Source organism: Thalassobaculum sp. (genome assembly GCF_040219215.1).
Taxonomy (GTDB): Bacteria; Pseudomonadota; Alphaproteobacteria; order Thalassobaculales; family Thalassobaculaceae; genus Thalassobaculum_A.
The window spans coordinates 135,956-155,659 of the sequence record NZ_JAVJSX010000008.1 but is presented as its reverse complement, the minus strand read 5'-3'; the positions used below and the strand labels follow the sequence as shown (position 1 = coordinate 155,659).

At 66.9% G+C, this 19,704-nt stretch carries 24 protein-coding genes; 13 read left to right on the top strand and 11 right to left on the bottom strand.

From position 1 onward, the window contains the following. Positions 1-40: 40 nt before the first annotated feature. The gene (locus RIC54_RS06090; protein WP_350085406.1) at positions 41-562 is read right to left on the bottom strand and encodes an invasion associated locus B family protein; all 522 of its coding nucleotides are present in this window, start codon (positions 560-562) and stop codon (positions 41-43) included. Between the two features lie 143 nt (positions 563-705). On the opposite strand from RIC54_RS06090, the gene RIC54_RS06085 reads away from it, so the two are divergent. Both RIC54_RS06085 and RIC54_RS06080 read left to right on the top strand, forming a co-directional pair. Continuing rightward, positions 706-1,299: a sigma-70 family RNA polymerase sigma factor gene (locus tag RIC54_RS06085; protein WP_350085403.1), complete on the top strand. Its 594-nt coding sequence runs from the start codon at positions 706-708 to the stop codon at positions 1,297-1,299. After that, entirely contained in the window at positions 1,292-1,963 is a 672-nt protein-coding gene (locus RIC54_RS06080; RefSeq protein WP_350085399.1) for a ChrR family anti-sigma-E factor, read from the top strand. Before RIC54_RS06085 ends, RIC54_RS06080 begins: the two co-directional genes overlap by 8 nt. Before the next feature lie 12 nt (positions 1,964-1,975). Here RIC54_RS06080 and RIC54_RS06075 read toward each other — a convergent pair whose 3' ends face one another. Then, positions 1,976-2,998, bottom strand: a complete 1,023-nt coding sequence (locus RIC54_RS06075) for a tetratricopeptide repeat protein (protein WP_350085396.1) — start codon at positions 2,996-2,998, stop codon at positions 1,976-1,978. A 92-nt stretch (positions 2,999-3,090) separates the two neighbouring features. Continuing rightward, complete coding sequence (locus RIC54_RS06070; RefSeq protein ID WP_350085393.1) at positions 3,091-3,666, bottom strand: RNA methyltransferase; 576 nt, start codon at positions 3,664-3,666, stop codon at positions 3,091-3,093. 69 nt (positions 3,667-3,735) lie between these two features. Between RIC54_RS06070 and RIC54_RS06065 the strand changes: the two genes are divergently transcribed. Continuing rightward, positions 3,736-4,806 (top strand): asparaginase, encoded by a 1,071-nt coding sequence (locus RIC54_RS06065; protein ID WP_350085390.1) that lies wholly within the window; start codon positions 3,736-3,738, stop codon positions 4,804-4,806. Between the two features lie 6 nt (positions 4,807-4,812). After that, the gene (locus tag RIC54_RS06060) at positions 4,813-6,060 is read left to right on the top strand and encodes a methyltransferase (protein ID WP_350085387.1); all 1,248 of its coding nucleotides are present in this window, start codon (positions 4,813-4,815) and stop codon (positions 6,058-6,060) included. A 235-nt stretch (positions 6,061-6,295) separates the two neighbouring features. On the opposite strand, the gene RIC54_RS06055 is transcribed toward RIC54_RS06060, so the two are convergent. After that, positions 6,296-6,535 carry a DUF1127 domain-containing protein gene (locus tag RIC54_RS06055; RefSeq protein WP_350085384.1) on the bottom strand — a complete coding sequence of 80 codons (240 nt, stop codon included), beginning with the start codon at positions 6,533-6,535 and terminating at the stop codon, positions 6,296-6,298. 162 nt (positions 6,536-6,697) lie between these two features. Between RIC54_RS06055 and RIC54_RS06050 the strand changes: the two genes are divergently transcribed. Next, positions 6,698-7,636 (top strand): transcriptional regulator GcvA, encoded by a 939-nt coding sequence (locus RIC54_RS06050; RefSeq protein WP_350085381.1) that lies wholly within the window; start codon positions 6,698-6,700, stop codon positions 7,634-7,636. Here RIC54_RS06050 and RIC54_RS06045 read toward each other — a convergent pair. Next, positions 7,620-7,907, bottom strand: coding sequence for a hypothetical protein (locus RIC54_RS06045; RefSeq protein WP_350085378.1), 288 nt, complete (start codon positions 7,905-7,907; stop codon positions 7,620-7,622). The genes RIC54_RS06050 and RIC54_RS06045 overlap by 17 nt on opposite strands. Before the next feature lie 176 nt (positions 7,908-8,083). Here RIC54_RS06045 and RIC54_RS06040 point away from each other — a divergent pair, with 176 nt between their 5' ends. Both RIC54_RS06040 and RIC54_RS06035 read left to right on the top strand, forming a co-directional pair. Further along, complete coding sequence (locus RIC54_RS06040) at positions 8,084-8,983, top strand: LysR family transcriptional regulator (protein ID WP_350085375.1); 900 nt, start codon at positions 8,084-8,086, stop codon at positions 8,981-8,983. A 122-nt stretch (positions 8,984-9,105) separates the two neighbouring features. Beyond that, complete coding sequence (locus tag RIC54_RS06035; protein ID WP_350085372.1) at positions 9,106-9,867, top strand: SDR family oxidoreductase; 762 nt, start codon at positions 9,106-9,108, stop codon at positions 9,865-9,867. A 28-nt stretch (positions 9,868-9,895) separates the two neighbouring features. Here RIC54_RS06035 and RIC54_RS06030 read toward each other — a convergent pair whose 3' ends face one another. Further along, positions 9,896-10,813: a diguanylate cyclase gene (locus tag RIC54_RS06030; protein WP_350085369.1), complete on the bottom strand. Its 918-nt coding sequence runs from the start codon at positions 10,811-10,813 to the stop codon at positions 9,896-9,898. A gap of 311 nt (positions 10,814-11,124) precedes the next feature. On the opposite strand from RIC54_RS06030, the gene RIC54_RS06025 reads away from it, so the two are divergent. Continuing rightward, complete coding sequence (locus RIC54_RS06025; protein WP_350085366.1) at positions 11,125-11,640, top strand: PAS domain-containing protein; 516 nt, start codon at positions 11,125-11,127, stop codon at positions 11,638-11,640. Between the two features lie 3 nt (positions 11,641-11,643). On the opposite strand, the gene RIC54_RS06020 is transcribed toward RIC54_RS06025, so the two are convergent. Continuing rightward, a complete protein-coding gene (locus tag RIC54_RS06020) occupies positions 11,644-12,093 on the bottom strand; it encodes a DUF3429 domain-containing protein (protein WP_350085363.1) in 450 nt (149 codons plus the stop codon). 101 nt (positions 12,094-12,194) lie between these two features. Between RIC54_RS06020 and RIC54_RS06015 the strand changes: the two genes are divergently transcribed. Next, positions 12,195-12,956: an SDR family NAD(P)-dependent oxidoreductase gene (locus RIC54_RS06015; RefSeq protein ID WP_350085360.1), complete on the top strand. Its 762-nt coding sequence runs from the start codon at positions 12,195-12,197 to the stop codon at positions 12,954-12,956. A 16-nt stretch (positions 12,957-12,972) separates the two neighbouring features. Here RIC54_RS06015 and RIC54_RS06010 read toward each other — a convergent pair whose 3' ends face one another. From RIC54_RS06010 to RIC54_RS06000, 3 genes are read right to left on the bottom strand one after another with little or no spacing between them, the layout of a single operon-like run. Next, a complete protein-coding gene (locus RIC54_RS06010) occupies positions 12,973-13,293 on the bottom strand; it encodes a 4a-hydroxytetrahydrobiopterin dehydratase (RefSeq protein ID WP_350085356.1) in 321 nt (106 codons plus the stop codon). Between the two features lie 57 nt (positions 13,294-13,350). Continuing rightward, entirely contained in the window at positions 13,351-14,514 is a 1,164-nt protein-coding gene (locus tag RIC54_RS06005) for a patatin-like phospholipase family protein (protein WP_350085353.1), read from the bottom strand. Next, positions 14,511-15,296 (bottom strand): 3-hydroxybutyrate dehydrogenase, encoded by a 786-nt coding sequence (locus tag RIC54_RS06000; protein ID WP_350085350.1) that lies wholly within the window; start codon positions 15,294-15,296, stop codon positions 14,511-14,513. The genes RIC54_RS06005 and RIC54_RS06000 overlap by 4 nt, the downstream gene beginning before the upstream one ends. A 209-nt stretch (positions 15,297-15,505) precedes the next feature. On the opposite strand from RIC54_RS06000, the gene RIC54_RS05995 reads away from it, so the two are divergent. From RIC54_RS05995 to RIC54_RS05985, 3 genes are all read left to right on the top strand, one after another. Continuing rightward, positions 15,506-15,952, top strand: coding sequence for a metallopeptidase family protein (locus tag RIC54_RS05995; protein ID WP_007671694.1), 447 nt, complete (start codon positions 15,506-15,508; stop codon positions 15,950-15,952). 143 nt (positions 15,953-16,095) lie between these two features. Further along, positions 16,096-16,587: a peptidylprolyl isomerase gene (locus tag RIC54_RS05990; RefSeq protein WP_502989659.1), complete on the top strand. Its 492-nt coding sequence runs from the start codon at positions 16,096-16,098 to the stop codon at positions 16,585-16,587. Positions 16,588-16,633: 46 nt separating this feature from the next. Next, a complete protein-coding gene (locus tag RIC54_RS05985) occupies positions 16,634-17,656 on the top strand; it encodes an amidohydrolase family protein (RefSeq protein WP_350085342.1) in 1,023 nt (340 codons plus the stop codon). Positions 17,657-17,723: 67 nt separating this feature from the next. On the opposite strand, the gene RIC54_RS05980 is transcribed toward RIC54_RS05985, so the two are convergent. Beyond that, entirely contained in the window at positions 17,724-18,896 is a 1,173-nt protein-coding gene (locus tag RIC54_RS05980) for an alpha/beta hydrolase (RefSeq protein ID WP_350085339.1), read from the bottom strand. Positions 18,897-19,066: 170 nt separating this feature from the next. Between RIC54_RS05980 and RIC54_RS05975 the strand changes: the two genes are divergently transcribed. Then, on the top strand, positions 19,067-19,690 hold the full coding sequence (locus RIC54_RS05975; RefSeq protein ID WP_350085336.1) for an HAD family hydrolase: 624 nt from the start codon (positions 19,067-19,069) through the stop codon (positions 19,688-19,690). Positions 19,691-19,704 lie beyond the last annotated feature (14 nt).

Sequence of the window (19,704 nt, the reverse complement as noted above, 5' to 3'; positions counted from 1 at the left end):
CCTCAACATGCGTTGGCAAGGCTCAACGCGCAAGGTTTCACTATTTCGGACACGTCTTGTCGATCAGCTTCTTTGTCGCAGTGAACCCGATCAGGGAATAGGTATCGGTGGTTTCGGTCCCCCGTGCCGACATTCCCTTTACCGTCATGTCGGCACCGTTGATCATCGCGGCGACGATATCCCGATCGTCCTCAGGCCCCTGGGTCCAGGCCTTGTCGGCCGCGGTGAACAGCTCGAACGCGCTGCCCCCGATCGACACGTTCACGCTGCTTTCAGCCTTGTAGGGATACCCGGCCACGAAACTGACCTCGCCACGACCGCCGGTCGTCGGGTCGTTGGTGACCAGGACGAATGCCGGGTCGCGCTTGGAGTAGTCGCCGACCGATTTCGTCGGCGCGCTCGCCATGTAGCAGACGGTCACGTCGCCCTTCTTGAAGGTATAAGCCTTCCAATCGCCGTTCTCGCCGCCGGGAATGACCGTCTGTGCGCTTGCTGCACCACCTGTCACCGCCAACGCGAACCCAACCAGAATGCCGATCGCCATCGCCTGCGTTCGCCGCATGGTTCCTCGCTCGTCCGTGCCTGTGAGCCCCGCCAAGGATGGCATGACATCCCCGGCGCAAGAATTCAATCCGAGCGATGGGGCAAGACCATGGCATCTTGATGTCCAGTCGCCCTCCGGAGACGCCGGTTGCGGGATCCCGATTGCTGCCCCACCATCCCCGAATGGAGCAACACCGCCCCCCGGAGACCACCGCAGCCTGCCATGAAGATCTCCTGGAGGCCATTGCCATCCGGGGCGACAAAGCAGCATTTGCGGAACTTTTCGGTCATTTCGCACCGCGCCTGAAATCGTACCTGCTGCGGCTCGGCGCCGATGCGGCAACCGCCGAAGAGGTCGTCCAGGAGTCGATGCTGACGGTGTGGCGGAAGGCCGCAAGCTTCGATCGCCGGCAGGCCGGGGCCGGAACATGGATTTTCACGATCGCCCGAAACAAGCGGATCGATCGGCTCCGCCGCGAACGCCGCCCGGAGTACGACCCCAGCGATCCGGCGCTGATCCCGAGTCAGCCCGAGGAGGCCGACCAGACCGTCTGGTCGGCTCAGGTCGAAGCGCGGATGCGCGTTGCGATCGATAATTTGCCACCCGAGCAATCCGATTTGATCCGGCGCGCGTACTTTGAAGAGTTGTCACACCGGGAGATCGCCGAGCGCAGTGGACTGCCACTGGGAACGGTCAAATCCCGAATCCGCCTGGCCATGCAACGCCTGCGCGAGAGGATAGACGGCCTTGATTGACACGACACCCGTGTTTCACCCCGAACCGGAAGTGCTGCTGGCGTACTCCGCCGGGTCGCTCGACGAAGCCAACTCCGTGTTGACGGCGACCCATCTGGCGCTGTGCCCACGCTGTCGCCGCGAGGTTGCGCGCCTCGATGCGATTGGGGGTATCCTGACGGCGCAACTCAAGCCAACCGAGTTGGCCCCGGACGCCCTGGCAGCGGTGCTTGCGCGCCTCGACGAGGCCCCATCCCCGACCGACGATCAGGTTGCCGCGGCGGTCGACGACGAAACCCGTCACTGGGTGCCCGAACCGCTGCGCCGCTACCTCGGAACCAGCTTGTCGGCGTTGCCCTGGAAACGGCGCGGCTTTGCCATCCACGAGTTGCCGCTGTCGCTTGGCAGCGGGTCGGTGCGCGCGACACTGATCCGAACCGGCGGCGGTGCCGCCCTGCCCGAACACACTCACGAAGGAGTGGAAACGACCCTCGTATTGCGCGGTGCTTTCCGTGACGAGGGCGGTCGTTTCGCCAGGGGGGACGTCGCGACGGCAACCAGCGCCGACAACCACCGGCCGGTTGCCGAACCGGACGACGAATGTCTGTGCTTCTCGGTGATCGACGGACCGTTGCGGCTGACCGGCCGCTTCGGGCGCCTGCTGAATCCGTTCATCCGGATCTGAACACGCCGGGCGCTAGAGCAGTTCCATGCGCTCGAACGGGATCTCCGGGTAGTAGGCGCACAAGGCCCGGACCTTGGCCCGGACCTCCGGCGAGACCCCCTCGCCGCGCCCGGACATTCCGACATTGAACAGGGTCTTGGTCTTCTGTTCTTCGTTGGTGCTGTGCACGGCGGCGCGCAAGGCATCCGTCGGAACGTCGAAGCCGGCGTGCTCCAGGACGCACCGCAACGCAGTTTCGGTATCGTCTCTCAGGATATCGTAGGTCAGCCAGAAGGTGTTGATCCTGGAATGCCACCAGGTCGCGATGAAATTGACGATCCACGGCGCGTAGAAATCCGCCAGGAACAGCATCTGCCGCTCCCGATCCCAGGTCTTGAACCGCCCGTCCATGTAGAACTGCGGAGAGACCGGCCGGCGGTCGTTGAAATGATCTCGGGCGCTCACGAGGTTGTCGAACAGGTTGCGCACCAGGACGACCGTCGAGATGTTGAAGTTCTCGACGGCATAGTCGGTCGAGCCGGTAGCCCGCACGTGGTGCTGGGCCACGAAGAAATTCGGGCGCTCGCGATTCAGGATCAGAAGGTCGAGCTCCTGTTCGCGCCGGTCATGCAGCGGGGCCAGATACTCGGTGTCGATGAAGTCAAACGTGTTCACCATCGTGCGGAGCCAACTGGATCCGCTCTTCGGCATGCACGCGATGAGGATGTTCGAGCCATCGGTTGCAGGCGCGTGGGGCGCTGCCGACATGACCTCGAACGCTTCCCGGAGCCGCCCTTTCCGGCGACAAACCAGCGCGAGCTGCCTGGACGTCTCCCGGCTGGCGTCGGAAAGGCCGACGGCGATCCGCAACTCGGCTTCGGCCTCGTCCAGCAGCCCCAGCGTGATCAGGACCGATGCCAGCAGGCCCCGCACCTTTGCGCTGTTGGGGAATCGATCCCGGCCGTCGCGCAGGGTCTTCAGCGCGGCCTGGATGCCGGCCGGGTCCGTTCCTTCCGGCAGGACCATCGGGCTGGCGGCAGACTCTTCGGTCGACAACGGCGATCCTTCCGATTCCGGCTTGCCCGGACAGGATGGCGGTCGGTACGGCGCGTGGTCAATCCACAAGACCTGACCTCGGGCACAGCGCCCTAGAGATCGTCGCGCGCCGCCGCAGTCGCGCGAGCCTTGCGCTTGCGTTCCTTCTTCTCCCACAGCGGCGGGCCGAACTGCGGCACCGGAACCGGCTCCACCGGCCCGCCCGGACGGTGCGGACGCGGCGCGAACAGGCCCATGCACAGCATCCGGTCGTACATCACCATCGCCCCGGCGATCGCCAGATTGATCGAGAACCGCGACGGGATCCGCACCACATGGTCGCAGCGCGCCAGCAGTTCCGGCGACAGCGAACCGCGCTCGCGTCCCATCACATAGGCGGCGCGGCGTGGATGGTGAAAGCTCGGCAAGGGAACCGCATCCTCGGTGATTTCCACACCCACCAGTTCGCAGCCCTTGGGAAACATCACCGCGTCGGGGTTTTCGAAGGGGTAGTAGGGCAGGCTGCCGGTCGCGTCGGAAGTGTCGACCCGGCCCCACTCATGGCCCGCCCGCACGCTGCCGATCGAGAACACGAAGCTGGCGCCGAACGCATGGGCGGTCCGCATCAACGCAGCGACGTTCATCGCCTTGGAGATGTCTTCCGCCCCGATTCCAAAGTACCCGCGCATGGCGCGGGACCTTGCCCGACAGCGCCTGTCGAGGCAAGGTGGCACTCTGTTTCCAGGAGACCTTTCGCCATGAACGACAACGCCCCCATCGCCGCTTCCGACGGCTCCGTCCTGCGTGTGCATGCCGGCCGGCCTGACGCCCCGATCGCCGTGGAGGTGACCCGCGGCGGCATGGTTGAAAGCGTGCACCGGGTGATCGCCGCCGTGGTCGACGCTTCCGGCAAGGCCGTCTCCACCTGGGGCGACGTCGACCGCCTGGTCTACGGCCGCTCCGCCATCAAGCCGATACAGGCGCTGCCGGTCCTGGAAAGCGGGGCCGCCGAGGCGTTCAAGCTCGACGACGCCGAAGTGACGCTGTGCTGCGCCAGCCACTCCGGCGAGCCGATGCACGCCGACCGGGTGGTCGCCTGGCTGGACCGGCTGGGGCTGACGGCCGAGGATCTGGAGTGCGGGCCACAGATCCCGATCCACGAAGCCTCGGCCCACGCCATGATCCGATCAGGCGCCAAGCCGACCCGCGCCCACAACAACTGCTCCGGAAAGCATTCCGGCATGCTGACGACCGCGGTCCACCTCGGCGAGCCGACCAAGGGGTATATCGGCGATGATCACCCGGTGCAGAAGCGCCTCAAGGCAGTGATGGCCGAGATGAGCGGCTGCGATCTGTCGGGCGTACCGACCGGGTATGACGGTTGCGGAATCCCGGTCTACGGCGTGCCGCTGAAGGGCATGGCAACCGCGATGGCCCAGTTCGCCGACCCGGCCGGCCAGGGCGCGGCGCGGCAAGCCGCGATCAAGCGAATCGTGGCGTCCTGCGCGAAACACCCGCTGCTGATCGCCGGAACCGATCGGTTCAACAGCGCGCTGCTGGCCGAGACCGGCACCAGGTGCCTGCTGAAGAGTGGTGCGGAAGGCGTATTCGCCGGTGCCGCCACCGAAAAGGGTCTGGGCATCTGCCTGAAGGTCGACGACGGGAACGGACGCGCGGCCCAGGTTGCGATGGGCGCGATCCTGCGCCACATCGGCGTCCTGGACGCCGACGCCCAGCGCCGCCTCGCCAATTCGCTGACAACACCGGTCCGCAACTGGGCCGGCCGTCTCGTGGGGGTGGTCCGGCCGTCGCCCGAACTGGCGTTCTAAGCACCGATGACATCGATCGACGACCGCGTACGCGAGCAGTACGAAGCCTATCCCTATCCGCATCGAGATCCGAAGGAAGAGCACAAGAGGCTGGTCGAAGGCTCGCCGAGCGACCTGGACGAGATCCGTCACTACGTCTTCGGCGGACGGCTCGACCTCACACGGCCCTTCCGGGCCCTGGTTGCCGGCGGTGGCACCGGCGACGCGGCGATCATGCTGGCCCAGCATCTCGCGACGGCCGGCGCCGCTGACGCCGAAGTTGTCTATCTCGACCTGTCGACGGCTTCCCGCCGGATTGCGGAGGCCAGGGCCGCCGAGCGCCGGCTGACGAACATGCGGTTCGTGACCGGCGTCATCGAGGAGGTCGGCCGGGTGGCGCCGGGACCCTACGACTACATCGACTGCTGCGGCGTGCTGCATCACCTCGCCAGCCCGGAAGCCGGGCTGCAGGCGCTGGCTTCCCAGTTGGCGCCGGCCGGCGGACTCGGCCTGATGCTGTACGGCACCTATGGCCGGTCCGGCATCTATCCGGTGCAGGAGGCGCTGGCCCAGCTGGTCGACGACCTGCCGGACACCGAGCGCCTGGCGGCGGCGCACCGGTTGCTCGCCGGTCTGCCGGACACCCACCTGCTGAACCGAAATCCCCTGGTCAACGACCACCGAAAGGGCAAGGACGCCCATCTGTACGACCTGCTGCTGCACCGTCGCGACCGTTCGTACCGGGTGCCCGAGTTGGCCACGTTTCTGGAATCCGCAGGGCTGGCCCCGCTGGCCTGGATCGAACCGGCGCGGTATGCGCCCGAGACCTATCTGGGCGACCCGGTTCTGCGGAGGAGGGCGGCGGCCCTGCCCGCGATCGAGCGTGCAGCCCTGGCCGAACGGCTCTCGACGGCAATCAGCAAACACATTCTGTACGCCGGCTTCGCCGAGAGACCGGGGACTTCGCCGGCCGATCCGGGCGCCGACGGCACGGTTCTGGTGCTGCGCGGCCTAGACCCGGTTGCCGTTGCAAAAGGACTGAAGGTCGGTGGCGCGCTGAAAGCGAACATCGATGGCGCGGCCTATCACGTGCCGTTGCCGCCATTGACCATTGCAATAGTTTCGCGAATCGACGGTCGCCGGTCGGTCGGCGAGATCCGCGCATCCATCGAATCCACCGGCACCGAAGTGCCTGCCTCCTTTGCCGAGCAGGTCAGGCAGGTGTTCGGGGCCTTCCACGGCATCAACCGGATGCTGGTCCGGCAGGCCGGCTAGCGGTGGATCCACCGGGTTGAACGGCAACGGCCGGACCCGAAGGTCCGGCCGTTATCGTCTCAGGGAGTCTCTGCACCGGCCCGGGGGAGGACCGGGCGATGCAGCAGGCGCGGACGCCGTCCCGGCTGGCCGACGGAGGGGGGATCCGTTTGGCTCGGCTTCCGGGGAGTCTGAACGGCGTCCGAGGGCGTCGACGCCTCCTTGCCAGCAAGGAGGCGTCTTGGTCAGTCGGCGATCAGGCGATCCAGAACGGCTTTTGCATCTCGACAAGCGCGTCGGTCCGCGACACACCGATATCCTTCAGCATCCGGTCGTCCATTGCGGCCAACGCGGAGCGCTGCTTCAGGCGCTCGCTCCAGGTCGAGAGAATTGCCAGCGGGGAGAACAAGATCCGCTCGGCGATCGACGGCTGGGCTCCGCGCTCGGCGGAGGCCCCGAACATCGGGCGAGCGGTCGCGATCAGGATCCGGCTCATGGGAACCTCCTTAATAAATCGTTCATGTTGTTGACGAGGACCGAAGGTGGATAACCTTCGTAACCTGTTTTCTGAGTGTGTATTTACGATCGGCACTGCTTGCGTACAAACGATAGTTTCTCATACTATCCATTAGGTTTTTTTATTCGAAAGCGATGCCTCATGCGGCGCCTTCCACCCCTCAATTCGTTGCGGGCCTTCGAAGCTGCCGCCCGGCATCTGAGCTTCACCAAGGCGGCCGGCGAACTGCACGTCACGCAGGCCGCCATCAGTCACCAGATCAAGTCGCTGGAGGACTGGCTGGGCATGGTTCTGTTCAAGCGCCAGAATCGCGCCTTGCTGCTGACCGATGCAGGCCAGGCCTATCTGCCGCCACTGCGTGAGGCGTTCGACCGGATCCACGACGCCACCGCCAAGCTCCGGGAGCGTGACAAGAGCGGGGCGTTGACGGTCAGCACCTTCACCAGCTTCGCCGCCAAATGGCTCGTCCCGAAGCTTGGCCGGTTCGCCAGCGGGCATCCGGACATCGAGGTCCGGTTGGCGATCAACGACGTCCTGGTGGATTTCGGTTCCGACGCGGTCGACGTCGGCATCCGCTACGGGCGGGGCGACTGGCGGGGCCTGCGCACCGAGCGTCTGATGACCGAAGTGGTGTTCGTGGTCTGCAGCCCGCGCCTGCTCGATGGCCCAGCGCCGCTCACCTGCCCGGAAGAGCTGCGCTATCACACCATGCTGCACGACGATCTGCCGGAAGACTGGGACACCTGGCTGGAGGCCGCCGGTGCCGGGCCGATCAAGGCTCGCCGCGACCTGGCGTTCAATCACTCGGAAATGGTCTTGCAGGCCGCGATCGACGGGCTGGGCGTGGCGTTGGGTCGCAGCGTTCTGGTTGCCGACGACCTCGCGGCGGGCCGTCTGGTCAAGCCGTTCGATCTCGAGTTGCCGACCCAGGCCGCATATTATCTCGTCTACCCGGACGGCACCCAGGAGCGACCGAAGGTTAAGGCCTTCCGCGACTGGGTCACATCCGAGGTTGCACGCGACGCGGCGTCCAACCTCCAGCTGCCGGCGGACCGGCCGACGGTCACTTTGACGCGGTGAGCTGGTCAGCCCGGACGCCGAACACCCGCTCGAAGGCGGTGTTCAACCGCTCGACGTCGTCCGGCGTGGGATGCAGCCCGTCCTCGACGTAGTCCTTGCCCTGCTTCAGTTCGCGGGAGCACATGTCGATGTAGACGTCCATCAGGTCGCGGAACGCCGCGAACGACTTGTTGCCGACCGTGCTGGACCGAACATCGAACACCGAGGCGATCGCCCCCATCCGACGCACCATCCCGTCCAAATCCTTCATACGTCCGGCATCGAATGCCACGGCCGCCTCCCGCAAACCCCAATGAGCGGTGCGACTATAAGCACTCCATCAGTACGCCGTCACGCATCACCGCAACGCGCGCCGGAGCGCCAAGGATGGTCGCCGTTCTCGGGTGTTACTGCGCACCGATCATTTCCCAAGCTTCCGATCCCCCAAAAAATGCTCAATATGCATGAATGGACTTGAACACTTTGCAATTGTTCTGCGACGTCGCCCGGTTGGGCAGTCTGGCCGCCGCCGCTCGTCACCGCGGCCTGGATCCGTCCTCCGTGTCGCGCGGTGTTGCGGCCATCGAGGCCGAACTTGGGGTACGGCTGTTCCAAAGGACAACGCGTACGCTCTCGCTGACCGAAGCGGGCGCGGTCTATCTCAGCCGCGCCGAAGCGGTAGTCAACGAGCTCGAGCAGGCTCGGGACAGCGTGCGCGCGATCAGCGCCGGCCCGGCGGGCACCCTGCGCCTCACCGCGTCGGTCGCCTTCGCGCAGATCTGCATCGTGCCGCTGATCCACCAGTTTCGCGACGCCTTCCCGGATCTGAAGCTCGAACTGCTCGCCACCGATCGAAACCTCGACATCGTCGCGGAGCGGATCGATCTGGCGATCCGTCTGGCCCCGGACCGAAGCGGTGAACTGATCGGGTCCAGGCTGATGGACACCCGGTATCGGGTCGTCGCAAGCCCGGCATACCTGGCCAGGGCGCCCCGGCTCACCCAGCCCGCCGACCTGAGCAAACATCGTCTTCTCTTGTTCGATCTGCCGGAATTCCGATCAGCGTGGCGATTTCGCGGCCCCGACGGGCAGATTGTCGAGGTCGCGGTCAACGGTGACGTCGTCATCTCCAGTGCGCTGGCGCTGCGCGAATCCGCTCTCAACGGACTCGGTCCAGCGTTGTTGGCGAACTGGCTGATCGACGCCGACATCGCCGACGGCCGCCTGCTCGACCTGTTCCCAGACCACCAGGCAACCGCAACCTCCTTCGACACCGGAGCCTGGCTTCTGTACCCGAGCCGGGCCTTCCTGCCCGCCAAGGTCCGGCTGACGATCGATTTCCTGCGGCGGCAACTTGCCCGGACGTGACTGTGGCGTAGCGGCGACCGAATGATGCAATCCACGCACGACCGTGATGGAGGAGCACAGGTGTTCCCGTTCCGGACTTCGGGCTAAACACAGCCAATCACCATTGTTCGAGGATTGTCGCAATGCAGGAACTGAACGGGCAAGCCGCGGTCGTAACCGGCGCCAGCAGGGGGATCGGCTTGGCCGCCGCCCAACTTCTGGCCCGTTCCGGTGTATCGGTGATCATGGCGGCGCGAACCACCCGGGAAACCGAAGCCGGTGCCGCCGGAATCCGCGCTGCGGGCGGTGCCGCAGAGGCGGTGGCTTGTGACGTCGCCCGGTACCAGGACGTGACGCACGCCATCGAACAGTGCCGCCAGCGGTTCGGTCGGGTCGACATCCTCGTCAACAACGCCGGCCTGATCGATCCGATCGCCCGACTCGGCGACTCCGACCCGGAAGCGTGGGGTACCGTCGTCGACGTCAACCTGAAGGGCGTCTATCACGGCCTGCGGGCGGCGTTGCCGATCATGGCGGAACAGGGCGGCGGCGTGGTGGTCAACATCAGCTCCGGAGCCGCGACCAGCGCGCTGGAGGGATGGAGCCACTACTGCGCGACCAAGGCCGCTGTTCTGTCCCTGACCCGCTGTGTTGACCTGGAGTACCGCGCCAAGGGCATTCGCGTCGTCGGGCTGAGCCCGGGAACCGTCGCGACCGGGATGCAGCGATCGATCAAGGCCTCGGGCATCAATCCGGTCAGCCGGCTCGACTGGGAAGACCACATCAGTCCGGAGTGGGCGGCGCGGGCGGTAGCCTACCTCTGCACCGCGGCAGCCGCCGACCTGGCCGGAACGGACTTTTCGCTCAAATCCGAAGAGGGCCGCCGGCGCGTGGGCCTGGTCTGATCCTTAGAAGCGCCCGGCGACTGTGTGGTCAGGCGCCGTCGCTGCCGACTTCGGGCCGCCAGACTTCGACCCGGTTCCGACCCTGCTCCTTGGCGACATACAGGGCCCGATCCGCCCGGTCGATCAGTTCCTCAAGCGGCCGGCGGGGGGTCATCAACGTCACGCCAAAGGAGATCGTCACGACGAGGTTCTTGCCGCCTTCGATCATGACCGGGTGCCCGGCAATCCGCTCCCGCACCCGGTCGAGGACACGACGCGCCTCTTCCGGGCCGGTTTCCGGCAGGCACAGCAGGAACTCCTCGCCGCCGTAGCGGTAGACCGAGTCGTAGGGCCGCAGGCTCTCGATCAACAGGCCGGACACCGATGCCAGCACCGAATCGCCGACGGCATGGCCGTGGCCGTCGTTGATCGCCTTGAACCGGTCGATGTCGGCGATCGCCAGGCATCCGGGCGTGCCGGAGCGACGGGCGCGCTGAACCTCGCGCTTGAGGTCCCGCAGCATCACCTGGCGGGTCTGGGCGCCGGTCAGCGGATCAAGATCGCTGATCGCCGCCTGGAACGCCCGGATCAGCCTGCCCGCCAACTCGTCAAACGCCCGCACCTTCTCCAGCAGCGCGTCGTATTCCTCAACCGGAACCTTCACATCCTTCCACGCCCGCCCTGCCAGCAGCGCGATGTGGTTCAGCAGCGCTTCATGCAGCGCTACCAGGGTCTCGAACGCCGGCTGGTCAAGCGGCTGGGCGTCCTTGCGCTCGGCATACCACACACCCAGCGTGCTGGACCCGTGCCCGCCAATCTTCAGCAGATCAGAATCCGGGCGTACTTTGGCAATCGCCGAGCGATGAAAGCGGGTAAGCCGGTCGGACGCTTCGGCGCGGGCCTGCTCGATCGCCGATACAATTCGGTCGTATCGGTTGCGATGGGATGCTGCGTCGCCGCCGGTCATGCCCGAATCTATACCTCCCGGCTCACTGCGTGTTCGCCATCACGGCGCAAATTCAGGCCGGTCGCGGCATGCGCGCCGAAACGACCAGGGCATTCGGCGACCTGGAATACCCGGCCAAGTTTGCCCCCGGTGTTGCCTTGCCGATGACCCTGCAGGACTTGACGCCCGCCCCGATACTTACCGCCCGGGTGCCCGGCAGCGCAACGCCGACGCACCGATCGCTTGGTATCCAGCAACGCCCCAGATATCGTCGAGGCAGTGAGCGCGCGCCGTCGTCGCGCCGCTCGGTTCCTGGATGGGTAGCGGCAATCGTGACGAACAGACACACCGGTACCGACTTCCAACTGCCTCACGCCGACCAGGTAGAGGTCGACACGTTTCCCGCCGATTCGTCCGTCGTCGCGCTGCACCGCTATTGGCAATCGATCGCTCCCGAGCCCGGGATCCTGCCCGGGCGGCAGCATCTGGACCCACTGGACATCGATACCGCCGCCATGCCGTGGATGTTCTTCATGGACGTGCTTCGCGAGCCTGACGGAAGCTTCGACTATCTCTACCGGGTCGTCGGCACCGGCAACGTCGCGCTCGTGGGGAAGGACGCCACCGGCAAGCGAGCGAACGACGTTTTCGGCCGGGATCACTCGGCGTTTGTCCTGGGAACCTTCGACCAGACGGTCGAAGCGGCGGTACCGACGTTCTGGATCGGCAGAGCACCGCATGAGCGGTTCGGTGACATCGTTCTGCACCGGGCGCTGTTTCCGATGGCCGGTGACGGCCGAACGGTCGACATGCTGCTGTGCATCGCGGCACCCTGGCCGGCTTCCTGAGCGCTAGACCAGACGCAGCAGCGACGCCCCCAGCGACAGGACGGCAACCGCGGTGGTCCAGCGGCGCAACGCCAGGTACCAGACCGGCAGTTCGCCACGGTCCCGGGCCCTGAGATCCACCAGATGGCAGACGCCGATGCCCACCATCAGCGTCACCAGCATCGGAACGGCCGTCATCAGCGCCGCCATCCACGCGATCAGGCCGGGGAGCATGCTCCAGCCGAGCCGGCGCCACAGTCGGCCCGGATTTCTGCCGTCGACGATCGCCGTTCCCCAGTGCACCGCACCGAGAAATGTGAGCGCGGTGACGCCGTAGAACACCTGCGCATCGAGCGCATGCCCCGCAGCATCCGCGGGCAGCAGCCAGAAGCCGAGCGTCCCCAGAACGAAGGGTGCCGTTGCCGCCGCGCCCAGGATCTTGGCCGCCCTCGGCATCTCGCGCTCTCGTGTCATGCCTGCTCTCCCCCGCCCGCTCGTCGGTTCGTGGATGATCTGGTATCACGCGGTGAACCGTCGGCGAACGGCGCGACGCAATTGGACAAGAGGAGGCGACCATGGATCTCCAGGGTCAGGCGGCACTGGTTACTGGCGGTGGCGGCGGATTGGGTGCCGGGACGGCGCGGGCGCTGGCGGCACGTGGCGCCAAGGTGGCCTTGCTCGACGTGGACGAGGCCCGGGCGCGGACGGTCGCGGATGAGATCGGCGGCCTTGCCGTGGCTTGCGACGTCACCTCTTCGGACTCCGCCGAGGCGGCGGTGGCAAAGGCGCGCGGCGCCCACGGCGCGGCCAGGGTCCTGGTGAACTGCGCGGGCGTCGCGCCGGCAGAGCGGATCGTCGGCAAGACCGGCCCTATGCCGCTGGAGAACTTCCGCCGGGTGATCGACATCAACCTGATCGGCAGCTTCAACCTGATGCGTCTGGCCGCCGCCGACATGGCCGCACTCGAGCCGGACGCGGACGGCCAGCGCGGCGTGATCGTCTCGACGGCCAGCGTCGCCGCGTTCGAGGGGCAGATCGGCCAGGCCGCCTATGCGGCGTCGAAGGGCGCAGTGCACTCGCTGACCATCGTGGCGGCCCGCGAGTTCGCCCGCATCGGCATCCGGGTCTGCACCATCGCACCCGGCCTGTTCGGCACGCCGATGCTGCTCGGCATGCCGCAGGACGTGCAGGACAGCCTAGCCGCCCAGGTGCCGTTCCCGTCGCGCTTCGGTACGCCGGACGAATACGCACGGCTGGTGCTGGCGATCGCCGACAACCCGATGCTGAACGGCGAGACCATCCGCCTGGACGGCGCGATCCGCATGGGGCCGCGCTGACCGCCCTGCTCGCGCGTCAGTCCATCTTGGTGTGACCGGTGGTCTGCGCCGTCGCGTCCATGAACCGGGCGAGTTCGAGGTCGAGTTCGGTCAGCCCGCCGGCGCTGTGGGTGGTCAGGGTCACGTCGACCCGCGAGTAGACGTTGGACCATTCGGGATGGTGGACCATGGCCTCGGCCTTGATCGCGACCCGCGTCATGAAGCCGAACGCGGCGTCGAAACTGGTGAACCAGAACGTCTTGGACATCGCGTCGCGATCGACGTCTTCGGTCCAGCCGTCCAGCGCCTTCAGCGCGGCAGCCCGGGCTTCGGGGGTCAACTTCTCCGCCATCACCATCTCCCGCCTATTGGTTGTCTGAGGCTCCTATACCGTCAGGCCTCCGGCAAGCCCCGCTCACAGGAACGTGCCCCGTACGTCCACCGATGATTCGACACCGACACAGTGCAGGTGGGCGTCGATCCACTCCCCGGCAACCCGCCGGCCGATGTCGCGCAGGTGATGCAGGAACAGCCGCTCGGGGTTGAGCTTGGAGGAAGCGTGCATCGCGGCAATCTCGCCTTCGGTCTGGATCATGTGGATCCGGGTGATGCGGTAGGCCTGGGGATCCAGCTTGCCGCCGGCGATCAGCCGGTTGACGAAATGCACCGCCCGCATCTCGCGCATCAGCGACGAGTTGAAGGTGATCTCGTTCACCCGGTCGAGGATGTCGCGGGCGCTGGTCGGTACCTCCTTGCGGTACAGCGGGTTGATCTGGACGATCAGCACGTCGCGGCAGTCGGAGTTGTAGGCCAGCGGGAACAGCGCCGGGTTCCCCATGTAGCCGCCGTCGTAATAGTGCTCGCCGTCGATCTCGACCGCCTGGAACATGAACGGCAGGCAGGCCGACGCCATCACCGCGTCGATCGACAACTGCTTGTTGTCGAACACCTTGACCTTGCCGGTATGTACGTTGGTCGCGCACAGAAACAGGTTCAGCCCACTAGCGTAGCGCACCAGGTCGATGTCCACGACCTCCTCCAGCACGTCGCGCAGCGGGTTGAGGTTCAGCGGATTGGTCTGGTAGGGCGACAGCACCCGGCCCATCAGGTCGAGCGCGATGTAGCCGGGCGAACTGTCGATCCGCCAGTTGCCCATCAGCGTGTCGATCACCGTGCGCTGGATCGGGCTCATGGCGCCCACATCGGCGATCCGGTTCCAGAACCGGTCAAGGCGCTCGCGCGCCCCGGTCCGTCCGTTCTCCGCCCAGCCGGCGGCGAACACGACGGCGTTCATCGCCCCGGCGCTGGTGCCGCACAGCGAGTCGAACTCGACCCGACCGTCCTCCAGCAACCGGTCCAGCACGCCCCAGGTGAAGGCGCCATGCGACCCGCCGCCCTGCAACGCCAGGTTCAGGGTCTTGACGGTGTCCGGCTCGACCGGCCCGGGCTGACGCCGCCCCGGCTCGGCTGCGGCGGCGGCCTCCTCGCGAAGATGACCCGGAACATGCGCTTCCTGCCGGGCCGGATCGTCGCCCGGACCGGCGTCCGGTTCCGGATCGCTGACCTCGCCGGCGCTCATCGCGCCGTCCAGCCTCCATCGACCGACAGCGAGGTTCCGGTGATCGACGACGCCTGATCGCCGCACAGGAACACCGTCAGGGCGCCCAGTTCGTCGATGCCGACGAATCGCTTCGACGGCTGGCTGGCCAGGATCACGTCGCGCACCACCTGTTCCTCGGACATGTTGTTGGCCTTGGCCTGGTCGCCGATCTGGCCTTCCACCAGCGGGGTCTTCACGAAGCCGGGGCAGATGGCGTTGCAGGTGATGTTCATCTGCGCGGTCTCCAGCGCCACCACCTTGGTCAGGCCGACCACGCCGTGCTTGGCCGCGACGTAGGCGACCTTGTAGGGCGAGGCGACCAGGCCGTGCGCCGAGGCGATATTGACGATCCGCCCCCAGTTGCGCTGCTTCATGCCCGGCATCGCCGCCTTGATGGCGTAGAAGTTGGACGACAGGTTGATCGCCTGGATCAACTCCCAGCGGTCATCGGGAAACTCCTCGATCGCGGCGACGGTCTGGATGCCGGCGTTGTTCACCAGGATGTCGACCTTGCCGAACGCCTTCTCGGCGTCGGCGACCATCGCCTTGATCTGCTCGGGCTTGGACATGTCGGCCGATGAGTACGAGACGCGAACGCCGTGCGCCTTCTCCAGGCCGGCGCGCTGCGCCTCGATCACGGCGGCGTCGCCGAAGCCGTTCAGCATGATGTCGGCGCCGGCGGCCGCCAGTGCGGCGGCGATGCCCTCGCCGATGCCGCTGGTCGATCCGGTGACGATCGCGGCCTTGCCCTTGAGGCTCATCTCGGTTCCTTCCGATTGCGTTCGCCGGTCCCGCGCGGAGACCGGCCTTGATAGCGTTGCAGTGCACCATATTTGCACGCCGCCAAGGCAGAACAACACCGCCGATACCGGATGCCGCACCGCCCTTGGGGCCGGGACCCGCCGAGCCCGCCGTCCCGTTTCGCACCCGTCCCTTTCGCGCCGCGGTATAAGCCGCTATAGCTGCCGGCATGTGTGCGCAATCCACCCGACCCGGCATCCTGGCCCCGACCGCCGACCATCTGGCGGCGCTGGCCGAAGACGCGTTGTCCAGTGTGCCGGAAGACCTCCTGAAGCCGATCGCCGGGCTTGCGATCCTGGTCGAGGAGTTTCCGGACGACGAGACCTGCGAGGCCATGGACCTGGAAACGCCGTTCGATCTGCTCGGGCTGTACCAGGGCGTGCCGCTGGGGCACCGTTCGACCGGCGAGACCCCGGCCGATCTCGACCGCATCTTCCTGTACCGCCGGCCGATCCTGGACTACTGGATCGAGACTGGCGACGACCTGTACCACGTCGTCCGGCACGTGCTGATCCACGAGATCGGCCACCATTACGGCTATTCCGACGACGAGATGGAAGCGTTGGAACTGCAGGCCGAGGAAGACGAGCAGAACATCCCGAGCAGCCGCGCCTGAGTCCCGTTGACGTCTGCCCAGGCTTGCCTCCCAAGTCTGCTCGTCTATGGTGCCGCCAGACGGGGGCAGACCACTCGTAGCCACCAACCAGGGAGACGTCGATGCGCCGCTTGGCGTTCGTCGCAAGCATCATCGGAGCGATCATGAGCATGGACACCAGCGGGGCCGCGGCGGCGGATCCCGAGAACACCCTCTACATGGACCTCGCGTCCGGCCGCGTCGTGATGGAACTGCGCCCGGATCTGGCGCCGAAGCACGTCGCCCGGATCAAGGAGCTGACCCGCGAGGGCTTCTACAACGGGGTGGTGTTCCACCGCGTGATCGAAGGCTTCATGGCCCAGACCGGCGACCCGACCGGCACCGGCCGCGGCGGCTCCGGCCAGAAGATCGACGCCGAGTTCAGCAACACCAACTACGGTCGCGGCACGGTCGGCATGGCCCGCTCGCAGAGCCCGAACAGCGGCGACAGCCAGTTCTTCATTTGCTTCAAGGACTGCAGCTTCCTGAACGGCCAGTACACGGTGTGGGCGCAGGTCACCGAGGGCATGGAACTGGTCGACGGCATCAAGCGGGGCGAGCCGCCGCAGAATCCCGACCAGATCGTCAAGATGCAGGTTGCCGCCGACGCCAAGTAGCCGGCACGGCCTGAACACTCCGGGCATTCGCAATCGGGAGGATACGGTGGTCACGCAGTCAACGAATCAGGCTTGGCTGGAACGGACGCCCGAGCCGGCGCTTGAGCCGGACCTCCCGATCTGCGACCCGCATCATCACCTCTGGGACTTCCGGCCCAGCGGGGTGCAGAAGCGCTACTTCGTCGACGAGATGCTCGACGACCTGTCCGGCGGCCACAACGTCGTCTCCAGCGTGTTCATCGAGTGCGGGACGATGTTCCGCGCCGACGGGCCGGAAGAGCTGCGCTGCGTCGGCGAGACCGAGTTCGCCAACGGCATGGCGGCAATCAGCGCGTCCGGCCAGTACGGACCGTCACGGATCGCCGCCGGCATCGTCGCCACGGCCGAACTGATGCTGGGCGACAAGGTGGCCGACGTGCTCGACGCCCACATCGCCGCCGGCAACGGCCGGGTCAAGGGGATCCGCGAGGGCGCGTTCTGGCACCCCAGCCCGGAGGTGCGCAACCACCGCACCGAACCGCCGCAGAGCCTGTTCATGCGGGACGATTTCCGCGCCGGCTTCAAGCATCTGGCGCCGCGCGGCCTGACCTTCGACATGCTGTGCTACCACACGCAGATTCCCGAGGCGATCGATCTGGCCCGGGCGTTTCCCGACACCACCTTGATCCTGAACCACCTGGGCGGACCGATCGGCGTCGGACCCTACGCCGGCAAGTCCGATGACGTGTTCGCCGAGTGGCGCCCGCAGATCGACGCGATCGCCGCCTGCCCGAACGTCATGGTCAAGCTCGGCGGCATCAACATGGACGTGAACGGCTACGGCTGGGAGGAGCGCCCGGCGGCCCCGAGCAGCGCCGAGCTTACCGAGGCGACCCGGCGCTGGTTCGACTATGCGATCGAACGCTTCGGCCCGGATCGCTGCATGTTCGAATCCAACTTCCCGGTCGACAAGCTGAGCTGCAGCTACACCGTGGTGTGGAACAGCTTCAAGCTGCTGTCGAAGGGCTATTCGGCGTCCGAGCGGGCGGCGATGTTCCACGACACCGCGGCACGGGTGTACCGGCTGTAGAAGCCGCGTCGCTCCGAGGATCCCGGAGGGACGCGCCACGATTGGATCCGTCCGCTGCTCCGCCCGTTCAGCGGGTCCCCGCGGATACCTCGCCCAGGAACGCCACCAGCAGCCCGGACACCGCATCGGCCTGTTCCTGCTGGACCCAGTGCCCGGCCCCGTCCAGCAGATGCACGCCGCGCAGGTCGGTCAGCGCCCGGCTCTGCATCGCCTCGAACTCGCCCGGCTTCTGGTGGATGCCCCAGTCGCTGCTGCCGGCGATGAAGGCCGAGGGGATATCGATGGTCCGCCCGGCAAAGGTCTTCAGCTCCCGGCCCAGATGCCCGCCGGTCACCACCCGGTACCACTGAAGCCCGCCCTGGAAACCGGTGCGGGCGTACTCCGCCGCGTACACCGCCAGGGCTTCGTCGGGCAGCCACCGGCAGGCGGCGACCGCGTCGGGCGACGGCATCTCCGGCGCGACCGTCGCCGGCATGTCCTGCGCCAACTCCATCACGTAGTAGGTCGGCAGCTTGGCCATCTCCGGCGCGGTCCAGGAGGCCAGAGGGTGCGGCCGGTTGGCCGGCCAGTCCGCGCTCTTCATGTGATAGTAGGCGCGCAGGAAGGCGTGGATCCCCTGGGGACAGTCCAGCATGTCGCGGTCGGCCGGGCGGGTCGAATAGTACCACTGGTAATGCTTGCGCGGCCGCGCCAGGGCGGCGAGATCGTCCATCATCGCGGCGTTCGACAGGCCGGCCGCCATCCCCGCCCCCGTCGACGGGTCGCGGCGCAGCGGTGGCGGGCCGCCGAACGGCGCGCTCATCAGCACCACCGAACGGAACACGTCGGGACGCACCAGCGCGCAGGCCGCCGCCACCGGCGAACCGTAGTCGTGGCCGATCACCGCCGCCACCGAATCGCGCCCGAGGGCCGCGACCAGCCCGGTGATGTCGCGCACCAGGTTGAGAATGAAGAACGGCGACAGGTCGTCGTCGTAGTCGGCCGCCCAGCCGGTGGTCCGGCCGTAGCCGCGCTGGTCCGGCGCGACCACATGATAGCCGGCGGCCGCCAGTTGCGGGATCACCATGCGCCAGCTGTAGGCCAGCTCGGGAAAACCGTGCAGCAGCAGCGCCATCGGCCGGTCGCCGCTCTCGAACCCGGCCTCCAGCACGTGCATCGACAGGCCGTTGCCGTTGTCGACGAACCGGGCGCGCACGCCGCTCGGCAGCACTTCCGCCGCCAGGGGGTCGATCGCGTTCATCGCCGTCTCCGTCGCCAGATCAAACCGGCCGCGAGCCTAGCCGACGCCCGCAACCGGGTACAGGTGCGGCGCGGCAACACGCTGTTGCCCTTTCATCGCCAGACCGTCGTCGCTAAACCGGAATCCGGTCGCTGCGGTGGCCGTCTGGCAACAAAGACCCGGAGGCAACGGTGCCGGAGATCCAGGCATTGATGGTGGATGTGGACGGCGTGCTCGTCACCGGCCGTCCCCAGGACGGGGCGCACTGGCAGGCCGGTCTCGCCGCCGATCTGGCGGTCGACACCGATGCCCTGAACGCCGGATTCTTCCGGCCGCACTGGCAGGCCATCGTGACCGGGCAAGCCGATCTGCGTTCGCGGCTGGCCGAAGCGCTGAAGCGGATCGCTCCGCACGTCTCGGCAGACCGGCTGATCGACTACTGGTTCCGCCACGATGCCCGCCTGGACGTCAAGCTGCTGTCAGCGCTCGCCGAGGTCAGGCGCCGTGGCGTGCCGGTTCACCTGGCAACCAACCAGGAGCACGAACGGATGCGCTACCTGCTGGGCACGCTGGGGCTCGCCGCCCGGGTCGACGACTGGCACTGCTCCGCCGATCTGGGCTGCCGCAAGCCCGACCCGGCGTTCTTCGCCGCCGTGCAGCGGCGCGTCGGCATCGAGCCCGCCGGGCTTCTGCTGCTCGACGACACTGCCGAGAACGTGCACGCGGCAACCGCTACCGGCTGGCACGCCGTCCGCTGGACCGGGGCCAAGCCCTTGGAGGAGACGCTGAAGGGCTATCTTTCGGCGCACCGCTAGGCCAGCCTGTTGCC

Coding starts and splice junctions, on each gene's coding strand:
- RIC54_RS06015 (WP_350085360.1), top strand. CDS start 12,195: ATGGATCTCCAGGGTCAGGCGGCACTGGTTACTGGCGGTGGCGGCGGA.
- RIC54_RS06010 (WP_350085356.1), bottom strand. CDS start 13,293: ATGGTGATGGCGGAGAAGTTGACCCCCGAAGCCCGGGCTGCCGCGCTG.
- RIC54_RS06065 (WP_350085390.1), top strand. CDS start 3,736: ATGAACGACAACGCCCCCATCGCCGCTTCCGACGGCTCCGTCCTGCGT.
- RIC54_RS06060 (WP_350085387.1), top strand. CDS start 4,813: ATGACATCGATCGACGACCGCGTACGCGAGCAGTACGAAGCCTATCCC.
- RIC54_RS05995 (WP_007671694.1), top strand. CDS start 15,506: ATGTGTGCGCAATCCACCCGACCCGGCATCCTGGCCCCGACCGCCGAC.
- RIC54_RS06040 (WP_350085375.1), top strand. CDS start 8,084: ATGGACTTGAACACTTTGCAATTGTTCTGCGACGTCGCCCGGTTGGGC.
- RIC54_RS06005 (WP_350085353.1), bottom strand. CDS start 14,514: ATGAGCGCCGGCGAGGTCAGCGATCCGGAACCGGACGCCGGTCCGGGC.
- RIC54_RS06070 (WP_350085393.1), bottom strand. CDS start 3,666: ATGCGCGGGTACTTTGGAATCGGGGCGGAAGACATCTCCAAGGCGATG.
- RIC54_RS06020 (WP_350085363.1), bottom strand. CDS start 12,093: ATGACACGAGAGCGCGAGATGCCGAGGGCGGCCAAGATCCTGGGCGCG.
- RIC54_RS05990 (WP_502989659.1), top strand. CDS start 16,096: ATGAGCATGGACACCAGCGGGGCCGCGGCGGCGGATCCCGAGAACACC.
- RIC54_RS06000 (WP_350085350.1), bottom strand. CDS start 15,296: ATGAGCCTCAAGGGCAAGGCCGCGATCGTCACCGGATCGACCAGCGGC.
- RIC54_RS06090 (WP_350085406.1), bottom strand. CDS start 562: ATGCGGCGAACGCAGGCGATGGCGATCGGCATTCTGGTTGGGTTCGCG.
- RIC54_RS06030 (WP_350085369.1), bottom strand. CDS start 10,813: ATGACCGGCGGCGACGCAGCATCCCATCGCAACCGATACGACCGAATT.
- RIC54_RS06055 (WP_350085384.1), bottom strand. CDS start 6,535: ATGAGCCGGATCCTGATCGCGACCGCTCGCCCGATGTTCGGGGCCTCC.
- RIC54_RS05980 (WP_350085339.1), bottom strand. CDS start 18,896: ATGAACGCGATCGACCCCCTGGCGGCGGAAGTGCTGCCGAGCGGCGTG.
- RIC54_RS06035 (WP_350085372.1), top strand. CDS start 9,106: ATGCAGGAACTGAACGGGCAAGCCGCGGTCGTAACCGGCGCCAGCAGG.
- RIC54_RS06050 (WP_350085381.1), top strand. CDS start 6,698: ATGCGGCGCCTTCCACCCCTCAATTCGTTGCGGGCCTTCGAAGCTGCC.